The organism is Paraburkholderia haematera (assembly GCF_905220975.1).
GTDB classification, from domain to species: domain Bacteria; phylum Pseudomonadota; class Gammaproteobacteria; order Burkholderiales; family Burkholderiaceae; genus Paraburkholderia; species Paraburkholderia haematera.
The window spans coordinates 707254-723979 of sequence record NZ_CAJNBK010000001.1; the positions used below are offsets into that span (position 1 = coordinate 707254).

19 protein-coding genes are annotated in these 16726 nt (G+C 59.7%); 15 read left to right on the plus strand and 4 right to left on the minus strand.

All coding sequences use genetic code 11. The annotated features are described in order from the left end of the window. Positions 1-94: 94 nt before the first annotated feature. The 5 genes from KHO23_RS03125 (at position 95) to KHO23_RS03145 (ending at position 4032) form a co-directional block, all read left to right on the plus strand. Positions 95-445 (plus strand): DUF3304 domain-containing protein, encoded by a 351-nt coding sequence (locus KHO23_RS03125; protein ID WP_211609575.1) that lies wholly within the window; start codon positions 95-97, stop codon positions 443-445. After that, the gene (locus tag KHO23_RS03130; protein WP_211609576.1) at positions 445-1941 is read left to right on the plus strand and encodes a T6SS phospholipase effector Tle1-like catalytic domain-containing protein; all 1497 of its coding nucleotides are present in this window, start codon (positions 445-447) and stop codon (positions 1939-1941) included. Before KHO23_RS03125 ends, KHO23_RS03130 begins: the two co-directional genes overlap by 1 nt. Before the next feature lie 64 nt (positions 1942-2005). Then, entirely contained in the window at positions 2006-2275 is a 270-nt protein-coding gene (locus tag KHO23_RS03135) for a PAAR domain-containing protein (RefSeq protein WP_407946032.1), read from the plus strand. 521 nt (positions 2276-2796) lie between these two features. Further along, a complete protein-coding gene (locus tag KHO23_RS03140) occupies positions 2797-3189 on the plus strand; it encodes a hypothetical protein (RefSeq protein ID WP_211609578.1) in 393 nt (130 codons plus the stop codon). A gap of 315 nt (positions 3190-3504) precedes the next feature. Beyond that, the gene (locus KHO23_RS03145; protein ID WP_211609579.1) at positions 3505-4032 is read left to right on the plus strand and encodes a hypothetical protein; all 528 of its coding nucleotides are present in this window, start codon (positions 3505-3507) and stop codon (positions 4030-4032) included. 15 nt (positions 4033-4047) lie between these two features. On the opposite strand, the gene pstS is transcribed toward KHO23_RS03145, so the two are convergent. Together pstS and KHO23_RS03155 are read right to left on the minus strand one after the other, a co-directional pair. After that, positions 4048-5085, minus strand: coding sequence for a phosphate ABC transporter substrate-binding protein PstS (pstS, locus tag KHO23_RS03150; protein ID WP_236066702.1), 1038 nt, complete (start codon positions 5083-5085; stop codon positions 4048-4050). Positions 5086-5460: 375 nt separating this feature from the next. Then, positions 5461-5598, minus strand: coding sequence for a hypothetical protein (locus KHO23_RS03155; RefSeq protein WP_211609581.1), 138 nt, complete (start codon positions 5596-5598; stop codon positions 5461-5463). A gap of 365 nt (positions 5599-5963) precedes the next feature. Here KHO23_RS03155 and KHO23_RS03160 point away from each other — a divergent pair, with 365 nt between their 5' ends. The 8 genes from KHO23_RS03160 (at position 5964) to KHO23_RS03195 (ending at position 12637) form a co-directional block, all read left to right on the plus strand. Continuing rightward, complete coding sequence (locus KHO23_RS03160; RefSeq protein ID WP_211609582.1) at positions 5964-6722, plus strand: hypothetical protein; 759 nt, start codon at positions 5964-5966, stop codon at positions 6720-6722. A gap of 42 nt (positions 6723-6764) precedes the next feature. Continuing rightward, a complete protein-coding gene (locus KHO23_RS03165; RefSeq protein WP_211609583.1) occupies positions 6765-7922 on the plus strand; it encodes a transporter substrate-binding and LysM peptidoglycan-binding domain-containing protein in 1158 nt (385 codons plus the stop codon). Between the two features lie 301 nt (positions 7923-8223). Further along, positions 8224-9009 (plus strand): type I methionyl aminopeptidase, encoded by a 786-nt coding sequence (map, locus tag KHO23_RS03170; RefSeq protein ID WP_211609584.1) that lies wholly within the window; start codon positions 8224-8226, stop codon positions 9007-9009. A gap of 185 nt (positions 9010-9194) precedes the next feature. Next, positions 9195-9728 (plus strand): GNAT family N-acetyltransferase, encoded by a 534-nt coding sequence (locus KHO23_RS03175; protein WP_211609585.1) that lies wholly within the window; start codon positions 9195-9197, stop codon positions 9726-9728. A gap of 208 nt (positions 9729-9936) precedes the next feature. After that, positions 9937-10803, plus strand: coding sequence for a septum site-determining protein MinC (gene minC / locus KHO23_RS03180; protein ID WP_211609586.1), 867 nt, complete (start codon positions 9937-9939; stop codon positions 10801-10803). A 102-nt stretch (positions 10804-10905) separates the two neighbouring features. After that, positions 10906-11721, plus strand: coding sequence for a septum site-determining protein MinD (gene minD / locus KHO23_RS03185; RefSeq protein ID WP_006048490.1), 816 nt, complete (start codon positions 10906-10908; stop codon positions 11719-11721). Between the two features lie 14 nt (positions 11722-11735). Further along, a complete protein-coding gene (gene minE, locus KHO23_RS03190; RefSeq protein ID WP_028196771.1) occupies positions 11736-11999 on the plus strand; it encodes a cell division topological specificity factor MinE in 264 nt (87 codons plus the stop codon). Positions 12000-12325: 326 nt separating this feature from the next. After that, positions 12326-12637 carry a YXWGXW repeat-containing protein gene (locus KHO23_RS03195; protein ID WP_211609587.1) on the plus strand — a complete coding sequence of 104 codons (312 nt, stop codon included), beginning with the start codon at positions 12326-12328 and terminating at the stop codon, positions 12635-12637. A gap of 226 nt (positions 12638-12863) precedes the next feature. On the opposite strand, the gene KHO23_RS03200 is transcribed toward KHO23_RS03195, so the two are convergent. Next, the gene (locus KHO23_RS03200) at positions 12864-14279 is read right to left on the minus strand and encodes a chloride channel protein (protein WP_211609588.1); all 1416 of its coding nucleotides are present in this window, start codon (positions 14277-14279) and stop codon (positions 12864-12866) included. 213 nt (positions 14280-14492) lie between these two features. Here KHO23_RS03200 and waaC point away from each other — a divergent pair, with 213 nt between their 5' ends. Both waaC and KHO23_RS35345 read left to right on the plus strand, forming a co-directional pair. After that, positions 14493-15497, plus strand: a complete 1005-nt coding sequence (gene waaC / locus KHO23_RS03205) for a lipopolysaccharide heptosyltransferase I (protein ID WP_211609589.1) — start codon at positions 14493-14495, stop codon at positions 15495-15497. Positions 15498-16223: 726 nt separating this feature from the next. Beyond that, positions 16224-16358 carry a hypothetical protein gene (locus KHO23_RS35345; protein ID WP_256390474.1) on the plus strand — a complete coding sequence of 45 codons (135 nt, stop codon included), beginning with the start codon at positions 16224-16226 and terminating at the stop codon, positions 16356-16358. A 159-nt stretch (positions 16359-16517) separates the two neighbouring features. Here KHO23_RS35345 and KHO23_RS03210 read toward each other — a convergent pair whose 3' ends face one another. Further along, on the minus strand, positions 16518-16697 hold the full coding sequence (locus KHO23_RS03210; RefSeq protein WP_211609590.1) for a hypothetical protein: 180 nt from the start codon (positions 16695-16697) through the stop codon (positions 16518-16520). Positions 16698-16726: the final 29 nt, after the last annotated feature.

The following is a 16726-nucleotide window of genomic DNA, read 5'->3' on the forward strand; positions in this document are numbered from 1 at the left end:
GTTCAAAACTGAAGTTACAGTCAACACTCTAGTCCGCCGCCTGTTCGTCGGTCTGCTGTACGTATTGCCACTCACCGCCTGCTCGGAGAGGCCCATGAATCTCGATGTCGCGGTTTACAACTACTGGCCCCGTGCGATTTACGATGTTGCCGTCAACGGTCAATACGCAGGTGGTGCGTTCATGGCGTATGAACCAGGCAACGCTGGAGGAAAAATCGTCTGCTGTGTGAAGGTCAAGCCGGGCCCGATATCAATCGAATATTCACTGGGAGGCCCGGAAGGCGCTCCAAGATTGGGCGAAAGAATTCACGCAACTGCCGTTTTGCAGGAATTGCCGGGCGACTCCAAAGTCCTCACCGTTCATGTGTACCCGAACGCAACAGCCATTGCTGAGGCATCCAAAGAATATGTCGACGAACGGCCGGAACCGGAGGGAAAAAAGTAATGAGTTCGCTTCCCCAACCTCCTTCGTTGATGCAAATCATAGCGGCCGCGACGCGTGACGTTCCAAAAGCTCCGCCAACGGCGAAACAAGATTGCTCCGATGTGGTTCACCTCGCGTTCTTCTTTGACGGTACTGGAAATAACCGTGACGCTGACGCGGCAGGACAACGATGGAGCAATATCGCAAGATTGTTCGACGCGTCGATAAATGCCCCGGGTAAAGGAATTTATAGCTTCTACGTCAGCGGCGTCGGCACACCATTCAACGGCGAAGCGTCTTGGGTCGACAAATCTGAGGTTTGGCTTGAGGACACCGTCTTAGGCGGCGCGTTTGGCGCAGGCGGCGATCGCCGACTGATTGATGGCGAAGACCGCATGAATCAGGCGTTACGCCAGGCTTTGGTTAACAACGCCAAGAAAATGGGGGGAGAAGTCAAGCAGTATGCCGAGAAGAACAGAAATGCAAGCCTGAATGACCTGAACAAGGCGCTTGGGGCACATCGCCTTATCAAAGTCATCAATATATCGGTGATCGGCTTCTCTCGCGGAGCGGCTCTCTCACGTGCGTTCGTGAACTTGTTGGTTGGACAGTGCAAGAAACAGGGAGACGGTTCGCTGACATTGAATGGCTTCCCAGTACGCTTCACGTTCCTGGGTGTATTCGACACGGTTGCTTCGTTTGGTCTGCCAGCGCACAACCTCACGCTTCCCTTGGAGCAACGTGACCTGCGTATCCCCGCCTGTGTGGAGCGATGTGTTCATTTCGTCGCTGCCAATGAACTCCGCTACTCGTTTCCGGTGGACTTGATTCGTGAAGCCGGGCGATACAAGGCAGGTTGGACTGAAAAGGTCTATCCCGGTGTGCATTCCGATATTGGCGGTGGGTACGGGCCGAATGAGCAGAATCTAGATGGAAATTATGCCCGGATTCCTATGATCGATATGCACCTGGAAGCCCTAAAGAGCGGTGTTCGCTTGCTGTCGCTAGCGGAAATCAAGAGTACCCTCGCTCCCATCGCTGACCGCTTTACCGTTAAGCCAGAAACACAGAAGAACTATCAAGATTACATGAGCGCAGCCAGTCCGCCGGGAACATCCGTGGAGGCCGACATGAAGTGCCATATGAAGGCGTACTACGAAAGCAACGGAACGCTATCACGTAGAAAGCAGCCGGTCGTCGGTCAAAAATCGTTCAACGATAGTTCCATCAAGCATGCGATGTGGGGGACGATTGATGTCGAGGCACCGGCTTATGCTGAGGCATTGAAGACCCATCGCGATATCGTCGTGACCAATCGCGGGACCTCGGAGGAACGGGTCTTTTTTTACGCGTTCAAGCCCGAACAATGGCGGCTCGATGCCTGGATGGCGTATGCGCCCGATAGTGTTGTCAACTTCTTCGCTCATTATATTCATAATTCGAAAGTCGATTTCGTAGCTAACGCTGAGCCTTTCAGCTACTTTCGAGCACGCGGGGTATTCGAGCAAGAATCGTGAGCAGGTCGGTACAAGTCGCCTCTTATGAAAATGATAAGGGGAAGCCTTGAAACGATATCTGATCGTGAGTGGCGACAAAACGACAGCTAGTGGCACAGTCGAGGCTATGCCAACCACAATTCAACTGGGCGGGCGGGACGTTGCACACGAAGGTGACAGTGTGACGTGTCCGGCCTGCAACACGACGGGTAAAATCCAATGCGATGGCCCCCGCCAGATGATGACCGCACCTGATGGACGGCATGCCGCGCTCAGTAATGATCTGTGTATCTGCGGGTGCCATCCGCCGCCCAGGTTGGTTGCGTCACAAAACATGACGTCTACTGAAGCATAGTGCTGAGGAATCCACATTGATGGACAAATTCCAACGTGTCCGACATGAACAAGCAGTGACCAACTTGTCGATCTGCCAAGGACAGCCGAACTCGCTGCCGCCTATAGCCGCGTCCACGGTGTCCGACAAGTCCGGGGAAGTTCGATATCCTGCCGTGATCGTGTGATCATCCGTGCATTGGGCTGATGAGGCCAACCGGCGCGAACCGGCCAGAAGTGGTCGTTCGAAATGCCGGCATTAATCGTCGACACGGGCCATCCATAGCCGGAATAAAAGTTCGATCCAGCAATGTCTGATCAATTCTTATACGGTCCGTATCGACGATACATGTGAATTTGGCATAGTCTCTGGCGTACGTCCCGACTGCGTAAGCGCCAACAACATAAGTTGAGTTCGCCGGTGCAGAGGACGGCTTCGACGCAACTGATGGATCTTCACAACGTAGCTCCTCCCCGTTCCGGTATTCGAAGCCGGCAAATTGGCACCTTTTTGAGCGGGCCAACTATCTGCGAGGTCTTAAAGTGCAAGACAACGAGAAGAACACCGGCAAGGCAGTGCCGACAGAATTGCAGGTCGAGCAACCCGAGTTCATGGACTCGCCCTCCCCATACCGCAATCCACTCACAACGACATTGCTATTTCTTTCAGGGATCGGACTTTGGGGTTCCGCAGCCATTGGGGCGGGCGCGCTACTCTTCGGCGGCAAGGGCGATGCCGCGATCACCCAACTTTTCGATCTATTCCTGATCGCAGGGCCGGCGGCCGCAGGAGGCGTGGTGCTTCTGGTGCTCTACGTCATCATCCAGCAGCCATGGCGCCCCGGTCGAGGTTCTCTCGCGTTTGTCCTGCAGATTCCTTTTGCACTGTTTGTATTGCTCATCGTGGTTGCTTTCGAACTCGACGCCCACCGGTAGCGCTACCTCCTTCACTACCCGTGCCGGGTTCCGCCGCAAGCCGTCGTTGACCCGATGGGGGAGTGATCTATGCCGGATTCGCGTCGTCTACGGGAATTCGGTTTTCAACCACGGTTTGTGGTGTTCGAGTCGACCTCGTATTTCAGGGTCCAGCCATGAACGGTCATTCGACACTGATGGCTAGATCGTTGACCTCCTTCCGGTTAAAGCGGTTTTGGCAAACTCACTTTAACCCCGCCGCCCAGCAGGGTGGCGGCAGCAGGCCGGCTAGATGATTTTCACGCGTAACGCCTGGCTCCAGGAGATTGATTCATCATGTCGAGTTCATTGCGCGCGCTTGTGTTCGTCACCGTCACGATTGCCGCTTTCGCGGCGCCCGTCGCGTATGGCGCGGGGCTGGCAGGTACGTATGAAATCTGTCGCACGCCGGCTGATGAGCAGGGTTGGGATGCAGAGAAACGCGACCTGCGGATTCGCTTCACCGACGAGGATGGCAAATACGCGGTCGCGTTCCGCTTCAAGGCGAACGGCGCCTGGAAAACCTATACCGACGGCCCGTACGAGGCGGCGCCACCGTCGCGGTTCCGCGAACTTTCCGGCGCGCCCTACCTGTCGCCCGAGTCGGGCGCGGTGCCGGACGGCGCGCGCCTGTCGAAGGACGTGCCTCTCGAGACCGTGGTCGTGCCGGACACCCTTTCCACCAAATTTAAAACCCCCGCAAAACGAAAGTTCTGCGGGGTTTTTTGCTTTTGGAGGCGCTTGATGCCCAACTCCACTTTGGCAAGCCGGTGCCGTTTCGCGTGTGGTCTACGCGGCCACTTTGCGATGCCCGAACACCTGTAAATGAACGCCATCAAATCATGGCCCAGCAATTGGCTTGCGCGCCGCCTCACCCCCTAAGTTGACACGCCATTGTGAGCGGATTTCCGTGACAACCGGGTCGGGCAGTGGGATGTAATCAAGGTCTTTCACGGTCTGTGTCGCATTCCTGAATGCCCAGTCGAAGAACTTCAGTGTGTCCTCGCTGTGATCTGGCTTGTCCTGCGACGTGCGCAGCAGCACGTAGGTGGCGCCCGTAACGGGCCACGCATCGTTGCCTGGTTGGTTGGTCAGGATCTGCGAGAGCGACCTGGACCAATCGGCGCCGGCGGCCGCCGCGTTGAATGTTTGCACGCCAGGTTCGACGCTGGCGCCCGATGCATTCTTCATTGCCGTGTACGTCATGTGGTTCTGCCTGGTGAAGTCCCACGCAACATAGCCTATCGCGCCGGGCAGATACCCGACGAAAGTGGCTACACCCTCATTCCCCTTGCCGCCGATTCCAAGCGGCCAGCGCACACTCGTGCCCTCACCAACCTTTTGCCTCCACTCGGGACTGACCTGCGCGAGGTAGTGCGTCCAGATGAGGCTTGTGCCTGAACCATCCTGACGGCGCACGACGGCGATGGGGGTGTCAGGCATTTTGATCCTCGGATTCAGTTGAGCAATCGCGGGGTCGTCCCAGTAGCGGATCTTGCCGAGGAAAATGTTGCCCAATACCGTGCCGGACAATGTCAACTCGCCGGGCTTGATGCCCGGCAGGTTGACGACCGGCACCACGCCGCTGATAACAGTCGGGAACTGCCGCAGCCCATCTTTCGTCAGTTCGATGTCGGTGAGTGGCGCGTCCGATCCCGCGAAGTCGACCTCATTTGCCATGAGTTGCTTGATACCGTCCGACGAACCAACGCCGTGATAGCTCACCTTGCCTCCGCCAGACTTCTGGTAGTCGGTGGCCCATTTGGTGTAGAGGGGAGCAGCGAGCGTGCTGCCGGCACCGGTAATGTCGGTGGCGAGGGCCGCGACGGCGAAAAGCGCGCCAGTCAGGCCGGCAATCAGGGTTGGCAATGGTCTCACGAATATCTCGATTTGAATTATGGTGGGACATCGCTGAACAAGCGTCGCCTGGTGACGAATTCCATCGTGGAGGGCGACTGCGTCGGCTAACATTTTCTCGTTGTCCCCGCACACGCATGCGCCTCAGGAGCGTCTGCGCGTAGCTCCAATTACAGGATGATGGCAGTCCGTATGCCAATTGAATCGGCCTATCGCGGGGCGCTCCAGGACGATCCAATGAGTCTGATGTTTGCGAAGGGAGGCTTACCTGATTCGAGCCCGCGCTTAGGCGTGGGATTCGGTCAACGCCTGGCGCAAAATAAAGCTAAGCAGTCCGATAATGCCTGCCGGCAGGAATGCCGACGCCGCCATCTGGTGTCGGATTCTGACCGCCGTTCACAGCGTCCACGGCTCCACGAGGTTGATGCCGGCGCCGAGCAGCAACGCCATGTTGACCGCAAAGAACACGAAGCCGCATGAGAAGCCCGGTTCCATGTACACCGTGTCCGCCGCCTGGACGACCGAGCCGGACATAGCGATTACCTTGATCTATGCGATTTGAATAATCGGCGTGAATTTTCTCGTTCGCGTGGACAAAATCACTTGTGGCGGATACCCGAATTGAAAGCAATTAGAAAATATATTGATTAGCTTTTGTCAGGAAAATTCGAGCGGAACGCGACATGCGCCGCCATGGGCCATTCGATCGATTCGAATTCGTGACCCGCTGAGCGATGCAGGAAAATAAGTGGCACTTCCCGAGTCGCCCTAGTGCCTGTAAAGTCATACAGCGTTTTCGCGTCGTGTCCAAAATACGGACGCCAAACGCACAGCCACAAGAATGTCCCGAGTAGTTTGCAAAACCAGTTTTGTAAAACAGGCTTCAAAAGGGGATTCACATGTCAGTCGGCAATTCGGTCGTTGACACGACCAAAAGCACCACCAAATACAAAGTCATCAAGTGGTCGATCATCGGGTTGTGCATCGCCATCGGTGCGCCGCTCGCCATCCTGCTGGTCAAAGGTCTGTTCGGCCTGATCCTCGCGGCTGTGATCGGGCTCGCGGCGATCAATTTCGGTCCCGTTCTCGCCATGAAGTTCGCGAACCAGAAGGTCAAGATGTTCGTGAACGAAGCGAAGTCGAACCCGATCGAGACGCTCTACAACGAACTGGCCGAAAAGCAGGAAGGTGCCGAGCGGTTCAAGAAGAGCATCACCGATTTTCGCACCGAGGTTAAAAACTTCGAAGACAAAACCGCGCAGTTCAAAAAGCAGTATCCCGAAGACGCGGATCGTTTCGAGGCTCAACTCGCGACGATGAAAAAACTGCTCGCGTTTCGCGAGGGGCGCTATAAGCAGGTGCAGGACGAACTCAAGCGATTCGCCGACGCAATCGATCGCGCCAAAGCACTGTGGGATATGTCGCAATCCGCGCAACGCATGAACAAGATCGCCGGCATGCAAACCAGCGACACTTTCGCGCAAATCAAAACCGACGCCGCGCTCGACTCCGTGATGAACTCGGTCAACAAGGCGTTTTCCGAAATGGAAACATCGCTGATGGAGAGCGCGGAAGTGCAGCAAGCCAAGGCCGCTACCGAAATGGGTGTTATCAACCCGCCCGCTCAGCAACTCGGCTCGCCGGCGGCACCCAAATAATCAGGTGCGCGCTGCTCGACTACTCAACTCGATCAAAAAACAATGAAGAAAATCCTGGGTTCGATTCTTTTCCTGATCTTGCTGGCTGCCGGTTGGTATATCCACGAGAGCGGCCTGAAAAGCCCTCTGAACAACGGGCAGAGCGCCGACAAAGACACCGTCGCGGTCAATGGTGTCGACACCGGCAATCCCAGCAGCGCGGACGTCAAAACGCCCGCCCCGAGCAACCCGGACGGTTTCGTGCCCAACAAGGACACGCTGAAGTCGATATTGAGCAACGGCGTGGTACGCGTCAGCGTCGAAAATCCGTCGCGGCCGTTTTACTCGGAAGACAACGGCAAGCCGCAAGGCTTCAACGTCGACTTCGCGAACCTGCTGTTCGCGCAGAAAGAGTTCACCTCGGGTGACCATCCGACCATCACGGTCGACACGCATCACGGCGTGGACACGTATCCCGCGGTTCCCGATCAGCTGACGAAGACCGACAAGCAGGGTAACGCGGTCGTTGACGTCGCCATGGACGGCCTGACGTTCCCTGACAACACCCCGGGCGGCGTCGTCTATTCGATTCCTTACGTCGAGGACTTCGGCTATTCATTGATCGTCGCCAAGGGTTCGCCGGTCCGTTCCGCGGCCGATCTGGCGGGCAAAACGGTCGGTGTGCTGCAGGGCGATCCGGATGTGAAAGCGTATGTCCAGAAAGCGTTTCCGAATAGCAAGATTGTCGAACTATCGGATGCAAGCATCGAGGGGCAGCGCTCGTGGATGTCGCATTTCCTCGACGAGCATCAGGTCGACGCCATCGTCTACGACTATCCGTTTGGCGTGTCGGAGATCAAAGGCACCGATCTCACGTTCGCGGTCACAAAACTGGACGGGTCGAACCTTGCGTACAAAATTGGCGTACGCAAGGAAGACGGCGCGCTCCTGATCTACCTGAACTCCGCGATCGCGAAGGTCAAGCAATCGCCGGCGTATCTGGACCTGTTGCGTAAATATTTCATCAGCGACCAGGTGCTGACCACCGCCGCGACCGGTGGTGAGAAGACCTACGTGGTCCGCTCCGGCGACACGCTCAACGCCATTGCCGCGAGTCAGTTGGGAAGCGGTGCGCGATTTGTGGATGTTCAGAAGCGCAATAATCTTCCAAACCCCAACCTCATCCTGGTCGGCCAGCATCTGATCATTCCAGTGCGCTAACGCCGTAGATTGTTCATCCCGGGCCCTTGCGGTCCGGCATGAACAACATCCCCTGGGCGATGGCCACTTGCGCCGACCGACGCGGCGGCGTGAAGTCCGCGAGACTCGTCGGCGAGGGCGATTCAGCGTGTTCGGCTTAAAACGCTTAGCATGACAAATCATTTGTGCGCGCAATATCAACCGCGAGTGGTGCGTCGGTGTCGATCCCCGGCGAGCGGGCCCGGCCCGGTTCGCGGAGGTCGTCCGGCGATCCTCTGTACAATTGGCCGATCGTCTACATCGACCCACCTCGACTGAATTCATGGCCATTACCTACAAGACTCCCGACGACATCGCCAAACTGCGCATCTCCGGCCGCCTCGCGGCCGACGTGCTGGCGATGATCGGCGAGCACGTCAAGGCCGGTGTCTCCACCGACGAGCTCGACGCGCTGTGCAACGATTACATTGTCAATACGCAAAAGTCGATTCCGGCAAATGTTGGTTATCTGGGCTTTCCGAAGACCGTCTGCACGTCCGTCAATCAGGTGGTGTGCCACGGCATTCCCAATCGCAGCGAAATCCTGAAAGATGGCGACATCATCAATATCGATGTCGCGATTATCAAAGACGGCTATTTCGGCGACACCAGCCGCATGTATTGCGTCGGCCAGCCGAGCACGGTGGCGCGCCAGCTGATCGACACGACCTATGAGGCGATGCTTGCCGGCATCCGCGAGGTCAAGCCGGGCGCGACCCTGGGCGATGTTGGCCACGCCATCCAGAAAGTCGCGCAGCGTGACGGATTTTCGATCGTGCGCGACTACTGCGGGCACGGCATTGGCCGTGTCTACCACGAAGATCCACAAGTATTGCACTACGGTCAGCCGGGGCAGGGCGTGCGTCTGAAGCCGGGTATGGTCTTCACGATCGAACCCATGATCAATGCAGGCCGCGCCGGCACCGCCGTGCAACGTGACGGCTGGACCGTCGTCACCAAAGACCGTTCGCTGTCGGCGCAATGGGAGCACATGATCGCCGTGACCGAAGAAGGCTACGAGCTGTTGACGCCGTGGCCGGACGGCACCGGCGATTACGAAGCGCCCTGAAGGCAGTGGCCGCGGCGCGTGACGAACCGGCTATCAAGGCGGCGGGCGCGCGAATCGCGGCGCAATGGATACGCGGCGCCCGCACCTTGGACTGACGCCGCCGTCCGATCCTGTAAATAAGGATTTGACTCGCGCGCCGGTTCGGTTAAAGCTATGCCTTAGTGTTTCAAGGGGTTTTCGTCTGCATGAGTCCGTCATTGACCGTTCGCCGTATCGCCGCTGACCAGGGCGCCGTTTTCCGCGAACTCCGTACTGCGTCGCTGCGGGAGGCGCCCTATGCCTTCGGCGAGACGCTAGAGGACGCATTGTCGGCAGATGCCGCCACGTTCGACGCCACCGCCGCCGAACACGCTGTTTCGTTTATCGCCACCAGTTTCATCCTCTATACCGAGGGCCACCCGGCAGGGCTGATCGAAGCACATTTCGACGACACCGCGGCACGCCGCGCGTTCGTCTGTGAGCTGTGGGTGGCGCCCGCCGTGCGTCATCTGCGAGGCGGTGAGCTGCTGGTCGACACCGCCGGCACCTGGCTCGCCGGCGAAGGCGCCATGGAAATCTACGCGTGGGTCGCCGACGCCAATCGCAATGCGATGCGCTTTTACGAGGCGCTGGGCTTCGGGCCGACTGGCGAGCATCGGCGCGTCGCGCGTGCGCCCGAGCAGGCCGAAAGCCTGCTGGTGCGCCATGTGCCGACCACCTCGCAGGTATTTCAGCAGTGATCTCGCGAGCGGCGCGTCAGTCTGCCGCTCAAATCCCATCCGCGTCGCTACAGCGTTCATGGCCAGATAAGCGGCCTAAGCGCGGCCTGAACGGCCGAGGCGTGGCCACGTCCTGGGCATTCAGGCCGCAGAGGCGCGTTCTCTCGGCAAAAAAACTCGCTCCTTGCCTGGACGCCTGTAAAATACGCAAAATTTTTTGCCGAACGCTATGTCGCCCAAGAAATCGCCCTTTTTCGAACTCCGCAGCGGCTCTGTCGACACGCTCCTGTTTGTGGTCAAGACAACCGACCTCGATGCGATGCGTGCCGAACTGACCCGGCGCTTCGAGGCGACCCCCGAATTTTTCGCTAACGACGTTGTTGCGATCGACGTGCGCCGTCTCGCCGAGAACGAACGCGTGCCGCTTGCCGACATCGTGCAACTGCTCGACAGCGTGCGCATGCGTCCGGTCGGCGTCGTCGCCAACGCGCAGCAGACGTGGGCAGGCGAATCCGCGCTTCCGCTGCTCGAAGCGCGCGACCGCCGTGGTGCCGCGAAGTCGGACGAAGAGGGCACGCATGCTGCCGTTTCGGCGCCGGTTGTCACCGCTGCGACGGCCACGCCGCCGGCCGATCTGTTCGAAGCCGCGGCCCTCATACCAGTTACGCCCACCGGCGGACCTCCGGAAAACGGCACCCCGGCCACGGCCGCCGCGGTCGAGCCAGTGCCCGCCGCCGAGCCCGTCCGTCTCGCCACCTCATCGCACACCACGGTGATCGACAAGCCGTTGCGCTCGGGTCAGCGCATCTACGCGAAGGGCGATCTGGTCGTGCTCGGTCTGGTGAGCTATGGCGCGGAAGTGATCGCGGAAGGCAACATCCATATTTATGCGCCGCTGCGTGGCCGGGCGTTGGCCGGCGTGCAGGGCAATCACGACGCGCGCATTTTCTGCACGTGTCTCGAGCCGGAACTGATCTCGATCGCGGGCATCTATCGTACGACGGAGAACCCGCTGCCGGCCGACGTGCTCGGCAAGCCGGTGCAGATCTGGCTCGAAGAAGAGAAATTGATGATCGAACCGCTGCGGCTCACCTGATCGACGTGACGCGCGCTGCCCTGAAAAGTTACGGCACGCGGCGTTCCACGGCAATTTGGGCCGCACATAATTGATGAATTTGACGAACACAAGGTAAGGGTAATGGCAAAAATCATTGTGGTGACTTCGGGCAAGGGTGGCGTGGGCAAGACGACCACGAGCGCGAGTTTTGCATCGGCCCTCGCATTGCGTGGCAGCAAAACCGCCGTGATCGACTTCGACGTCGGCCTGCGCAACCTCGACCTCATCATGGGCTGCGAGCGCCGTGTGGTGTACGACCTGATCAACGTGATCCAGGGCGAAGCCAACCTCAACCAGGCGCTGATCAAGGACAAGAAGTGCGAGAACCTGTTCATCCTCCCGGCATCGCAGACGCGTGACAAAGACGCGCTGACCATGGAAGGCGTCGAGAAGGTCATCAACGATCTGATCGCAATGGACTTCGAATTCATTGTTTGCGATTCGCCGGCCGGTATCGAATCGGGCGCGCTGCTCGCCATGCACTTCGCCGACGAAGCGCTGATCGTGACGAATCCGGAAGTCTCCTCGGTGCGCGACTCGGACCGTATCCTCGGTATCCTGTCGTCCAAGACCAAGCGTGCGATCGAAGGCAAGGAGCCGATCAAGGAACACCTGCTGATCACCCGCTACAACCCGAAGCGTGTCAGCGAAGGCGAAATGCTGTCGCTGACCGACATTCAGGAGATTCTTCGCATCGATCTGATCGGCGTGATTCCGGAATCGGAAGCCGTGCTGCATGCGTCGAACCAGGGCCTGCCGGCCGTGCACCTTGACGGTACCGATGTCGCCGAAGCCTATAAAGATGTCGTGTCGCGTTTCCTCGGCGAGCAAAAGTCGCTTCGCTTTACCGATTACCAGAAGCCAGGGCTGCTGCAGCGCCTCTTCGGCACCAAGTAAGGGGGGCGCACGTCATGTCGATTCTTTCGTTTTTGCTCGGCGAGAAGAAGAAATCCGCGTCGGTAGCGAAGGAACGCCTGCAGTTGATCATCGCGCACGAGCGCGCCGGCGGCCATGCGCCTGCCGATTATCTGCCTGCGTTGCAACGCGAACTGGTGGCCGTGATTTCGAAGTACGTGAAAATTTCCAACGACGATATTCGCGTGAGCCTGGAGCGCCAGGACGATCTCGAAGTGCTCGAGGTCAAGATCGAGATTCCGCAGGCTGGTTCCGCATAACGTGCTGCGCGCTCTGCCTCGTTGCGTCGATCCGACGTGATGAGGTGGAGCGCGTAGGCGCGCTTCTCTCGCTGTCCTTTCTGCCGTTCAATTTGACGCGCGAACGCAGGTTCCGCGCGCCGTCTCTCCCTTCGTTTTTTCCTCTGTTGCTCGAACGCACTGCTTCGCCGTGTACGGCGACACACATGCGCACGTCGCTACGCCGCGCGCCGAAATAATCCGTTGCACTTCGGCGTGTGCCGTAACACGCGTGCAGTCAGCGCTTTTGTCCCCTCGCGCATTAAACGGATAACGCCGTATTCGGTGTCCAACTACAGGGGGAAAACATGAACAAGACCTTTCGCTTGCTGATCGCCAACGCTGTTCTGATCGCCGCTGGCGCATCCGCTGTGGCGTCCGCTTCTGCCGAGGAAGTCATCGTGATCGCGCCGTCCGCACCGCCCGCCGTACGTTATGAAGCCGTGCCGGCGCCGCGCGTCGGCTATGTGTGGGATCACGGTCATTGGCGCTGGGACCATGGCCGTTATGTGTGGGTCGAGGGTCACTGGCAGGCCGAGCGTGTCGGCTACCACTGGGTGCCGGGGCACTGGGTCGAACACGGTCCGAACTATCGCTGGGTCGAAGGCCACTGGGCGTAAGTCGCAAGGCGCGAGCAGCGCGCGGCACGGCGTGGATGACCCCGCGCGTGCCGTTCCGTTCCCTTCAGTGTGACGGCACAGGCGCCGCCTCGGCGCTCGCCTGTGTTTCAGAGGAACCCATGATGAAAAAGAATCTGCTTCTGATCGCCGTCCTGGCGGTCATGCTGGCCGGTTGCGTGGTGGTGCCGGCGCGGCCGGTCTATATGCGCGCGCCCGCAGTTGTCGTTTACTGACGCGGGGCGCCCTCTTCAGCGCGAGGATCGCCGTCGATCTCTTCGACGGCCGCTGCTCCGGGCGCTTCGACTTCGGGGACTTCCGGTACCGGTGCGGGTGCCGGCTGCGGCAACGGCGCCATATAGCGCGCTGCCAGCGACTCGTACAACGGCGGCGCGAGCATGCGCGCCACACGGCTCGCAATCAACGCCGTGGCCATCAGCGAAATCACCAGCGCATGACCGTCGATCATCTCCATCACGATCACGAACGACGTAATCGGCGACTGCGTGACGGCCGCCAGATAGCCCACCATGGCGAGGGCGATCAGCATCGGCAATTGCATCGAGCCGAATATCATGTGGAGCAGATTGCCGAAGCCCGCGCCGATCGACAGCGACGGTGCGAAGATGCCGCCCGGGATGCCAGGCAGATACGAACCGACCATCGAGATCATCTTTAGAAACGGATAGAACACGGACAGTTGCTCGTGTCCGTCGAGCAACCCGCGCGCTTCCGCGTAGCCGCTGCCGAAGGTCGTGCCGCCGGAAATCAGGCCGACCACCGCGATCGCGAAACCGCACAGCGCGGCGAATGCGACCGGCCGCTCACCGTGCAACTGACGCAGCGGCGCCGGGATCCAGCGCGCGGTGTTCAGCAACAGCCAGCCGAACACGCCGCCTGCAATACCGGTGACGACGGCCGTGAGCACGACGGCCACCGCCAGCAGATTGGGGAAATGCACGCCGATCTGGATGGTGCCGAAATAGGTGTAGTTGCCGTTCAACCCGAGCGCGATCACACCGGCGATGATGATTGCGGTAATCAGCACGCCGCTCGCGCGGGCTTCGAAGCTGCGCGTGAGTTCCTCGATCGCGAACACGATCCCCGCCAGCGGTGTATTGAACGCCGCGGACAAACCCGCTGCCGCGCCCGCGAGCACCAGTTGCCGTTCGATCTGCGCGTTCGAGCGGGGATAGAGCCGTCGCAGATTGAACATCAGCGCCGCGCCGACCTGCACGGTCGGTCCTTCGCGGCCGATCGTGAAGCCGCCGAGAATCGCCAGAAACGATACCGCGATCTTGCCGAACAGAATCCTGAACGAAAGCAGCCGCGCGCCGTATTCACCGGGCCTGGCATGCAGGGTGGCGATGACTTGCGGAATGCCGCTACCTTCGGCGCCGCGGAAGAACTTGCGCGTGAGCCAGACGGCGAGCGCCGCAACCGCGGGCGTGACGATCAACGGCGCCCACACGTGCTGCTGCTGCATCGTGCGGAATTCGCCGTAGCCCCAGTCGATCAGCCGCGCATACAGGACCGCCACCAGACCGACCGCGATCGCGCCGAGCCAGAAGACGCCATATTGCCGCCACAGGCGTCTGGCGCGACGCACAATGCTGGAGGAGCGCGGATAGAATGTCCGGGACATGAGGGGTGGGCTGGCGCAAAGGGTGGATTATAAGACGCGCTGCGTCGGCAGAACTGTATGAAAGTATTTTGAAATATAGTAAAAGGTTTATTTGTAAGGCGCGGGATGTAACGCGCCGTATTAATGACCGGATGGCGCACTGCCGCGTTCCGCCTAGATTATTCCAATCGTCGGCTAAAATAGTTTGACGTTCGAACAACTAACAGGTCCTCAATGAAGCGAGTCCTTATCGTCAAGGTCACTTCACTCGGCGATATCGTGCAGGCGTTGCCTGTTGTCGCCGACATCAAACGCGCGTTTCCCGGCGTTGAAGTGGATTGGGCGGCCGACGAGGCATTCGCCGAAATGGTGCATTGGTGCAAAGGCGTGGACCGCGTGCTTTGCGCACCGCTGCGCCGCTTCAAGAAGGCGCGCCGCTGGGGTGATTTCAAGGCGATCGCGGCGTCGATCGCCGAATTGCGCGCCTATCGCTACGATTTCATCATCGACATTCACGGCGTGTACAAGAGCGCCATCATTGCGTTCCTCGCGCGCTCGTCCAAGCGTATTGGCTACCAGTCCCAGGATCTGGGCGAGCGGGGCGCCGCGTTTGCCTACACCGGGCGTTTCGGTCCGCGTCCGCTGTGCGATGCGTGGCACGGCATGCGCATCAGCGCCGGTGAGGCGCTCGGCTACGAGGTAGAGGGCCCGCCCGTCTACAATCTGCGCCTGCCCGAGCCGGCCGCTCCACTATTCGCGGCTGACAGTGCGCCGGTTGCGGCGCTGTTTCATGCCACGTCCAAAGACGACAAGAAGTGGCCGCTGACCCATTGGGTCGAGGTCGGCCGCGAGTTGGCGCAGCGTGGTTTTCACGTGGTATTGCCGTGGGGCTCGGAAGGCGAGCGAGCCGAGGCGCAGCAAATCGCGTCGCGGGTGCCGGGTTCGACGGTCCTGCCGAAGCTGAGCGTGACTGAAATCGCGCAGATGATCGACGCGTGCGCACTGGTGGTCGGTACCGATACGGGTTTCGTTCATCTGGCGCATGCATTGCAGAAACGCACGGTCATGATTTTTGTGGCGACCTCGCCGTCACATTGCGGCATCGAAGCGCCATTCCGCTCGATTTCGATCGGCGACGGCCAGTCAGTGCCCTCGATCGCCGAGGCGCTGGAGGCGATCGATTATGTGCACAGCGAGCCGCGCGCTGTCCACGTGCGGCACGGATCGGCGGCCGCCTGAGCGCCGCTTCGCCGCGCTTTCGCGCAATCGTTTGCGCGAAAAGAAAAGAGGCGCGGCGCGCAGTCGCCCAATCAAACAGGCGCTGCCACGAAACGCCTCCGAAAAACGCCCGCGTCGGGGAACAACGGGCGGAGAGGAATCGCTGCAATGAACAAGCCGGCCTTTCACTGAGTCGTGCTTTCAGCCGCCACGTCGGGCGATCGATCCAGTTCTGAAGAGACCGCCGCCAGGCGGTCGAATTCAATGGTGCATTCCGGAACATGCCGCGCGCGCCGGCAGCGTCGTGTGCGGCTCACCGGTGTCCCGCAGCCGGTCGCTCTTGACCGCGCTCTGCGTTCGGTCAGGCGCCGCGCATTACACACCTGTTAAATCTGTCGCTTTTCGTCGAGTGCCAATTTGCTGCGGATGTGTTCTTGCGCGTAGCCGCCGGCTCAGTTCTCGTGCAGGGAAGCGCGTACATACTACCCCTCGTCGGCGCCTCGATCCGCGCACCCGCCACCGGCAGGGCTTGCAAGGAACTCGCATGTTCAATGCAGTATAGGAGGTGTTTTCGTCTGATGTGAATCTGTCGTCGCCATGCTTCGCGGCGGCCGGTTTCGGGGCGCAAACGTGTAACACCTCGGTGATCTTCCCTTACAAATGGCAACGCTCGCGCGAGGCAGGGTCGTGTTCAATCGAGTTATTCGGGGTTTCGGCTCGAATGAATCTGACTCGAAGGAGAACAATATGAAACGCTTAATCCTGACCCTGATCGCAGGCACGCTGCTGGCAACGGCGCTCGGCGGCTGCATCGTTGCACCGGCACCTGGCTATTACTACGGCGGCGGTTATTACCATCACGGCGGCTACTACTACCGGTAACGGCTTGTCGCGCCCGTTCGTCCAGGTGCAACGCCGCAAGCCGGCCTCACGGCCGGCGCTTGCCTGCCCAGGCACGTGCCGCCGCTCAGCCGCTTCTTTGAATGACGTGTGGCCGGTTTCGGCTGTAGCGCCCGACCGGGTGCCGCGGCGTTCGAGCGCTCAGGCGAGCAGCATTTCGAAAGCGATCACCGCGGCGATGGCGGCCGCGTTCGCGGCCAGCGCTTCCACGACGATGCCCTTCCACGTCGCGGGACGAAACCGCAACGCCAGCAGCAGCGAACACAGCAATGCCAGCGCGATGATCATCACGATATCCGCGTTGTGAAGATGAATACTCATCAGAGCCTCCCTGCTCGCCTTAGGGTTAT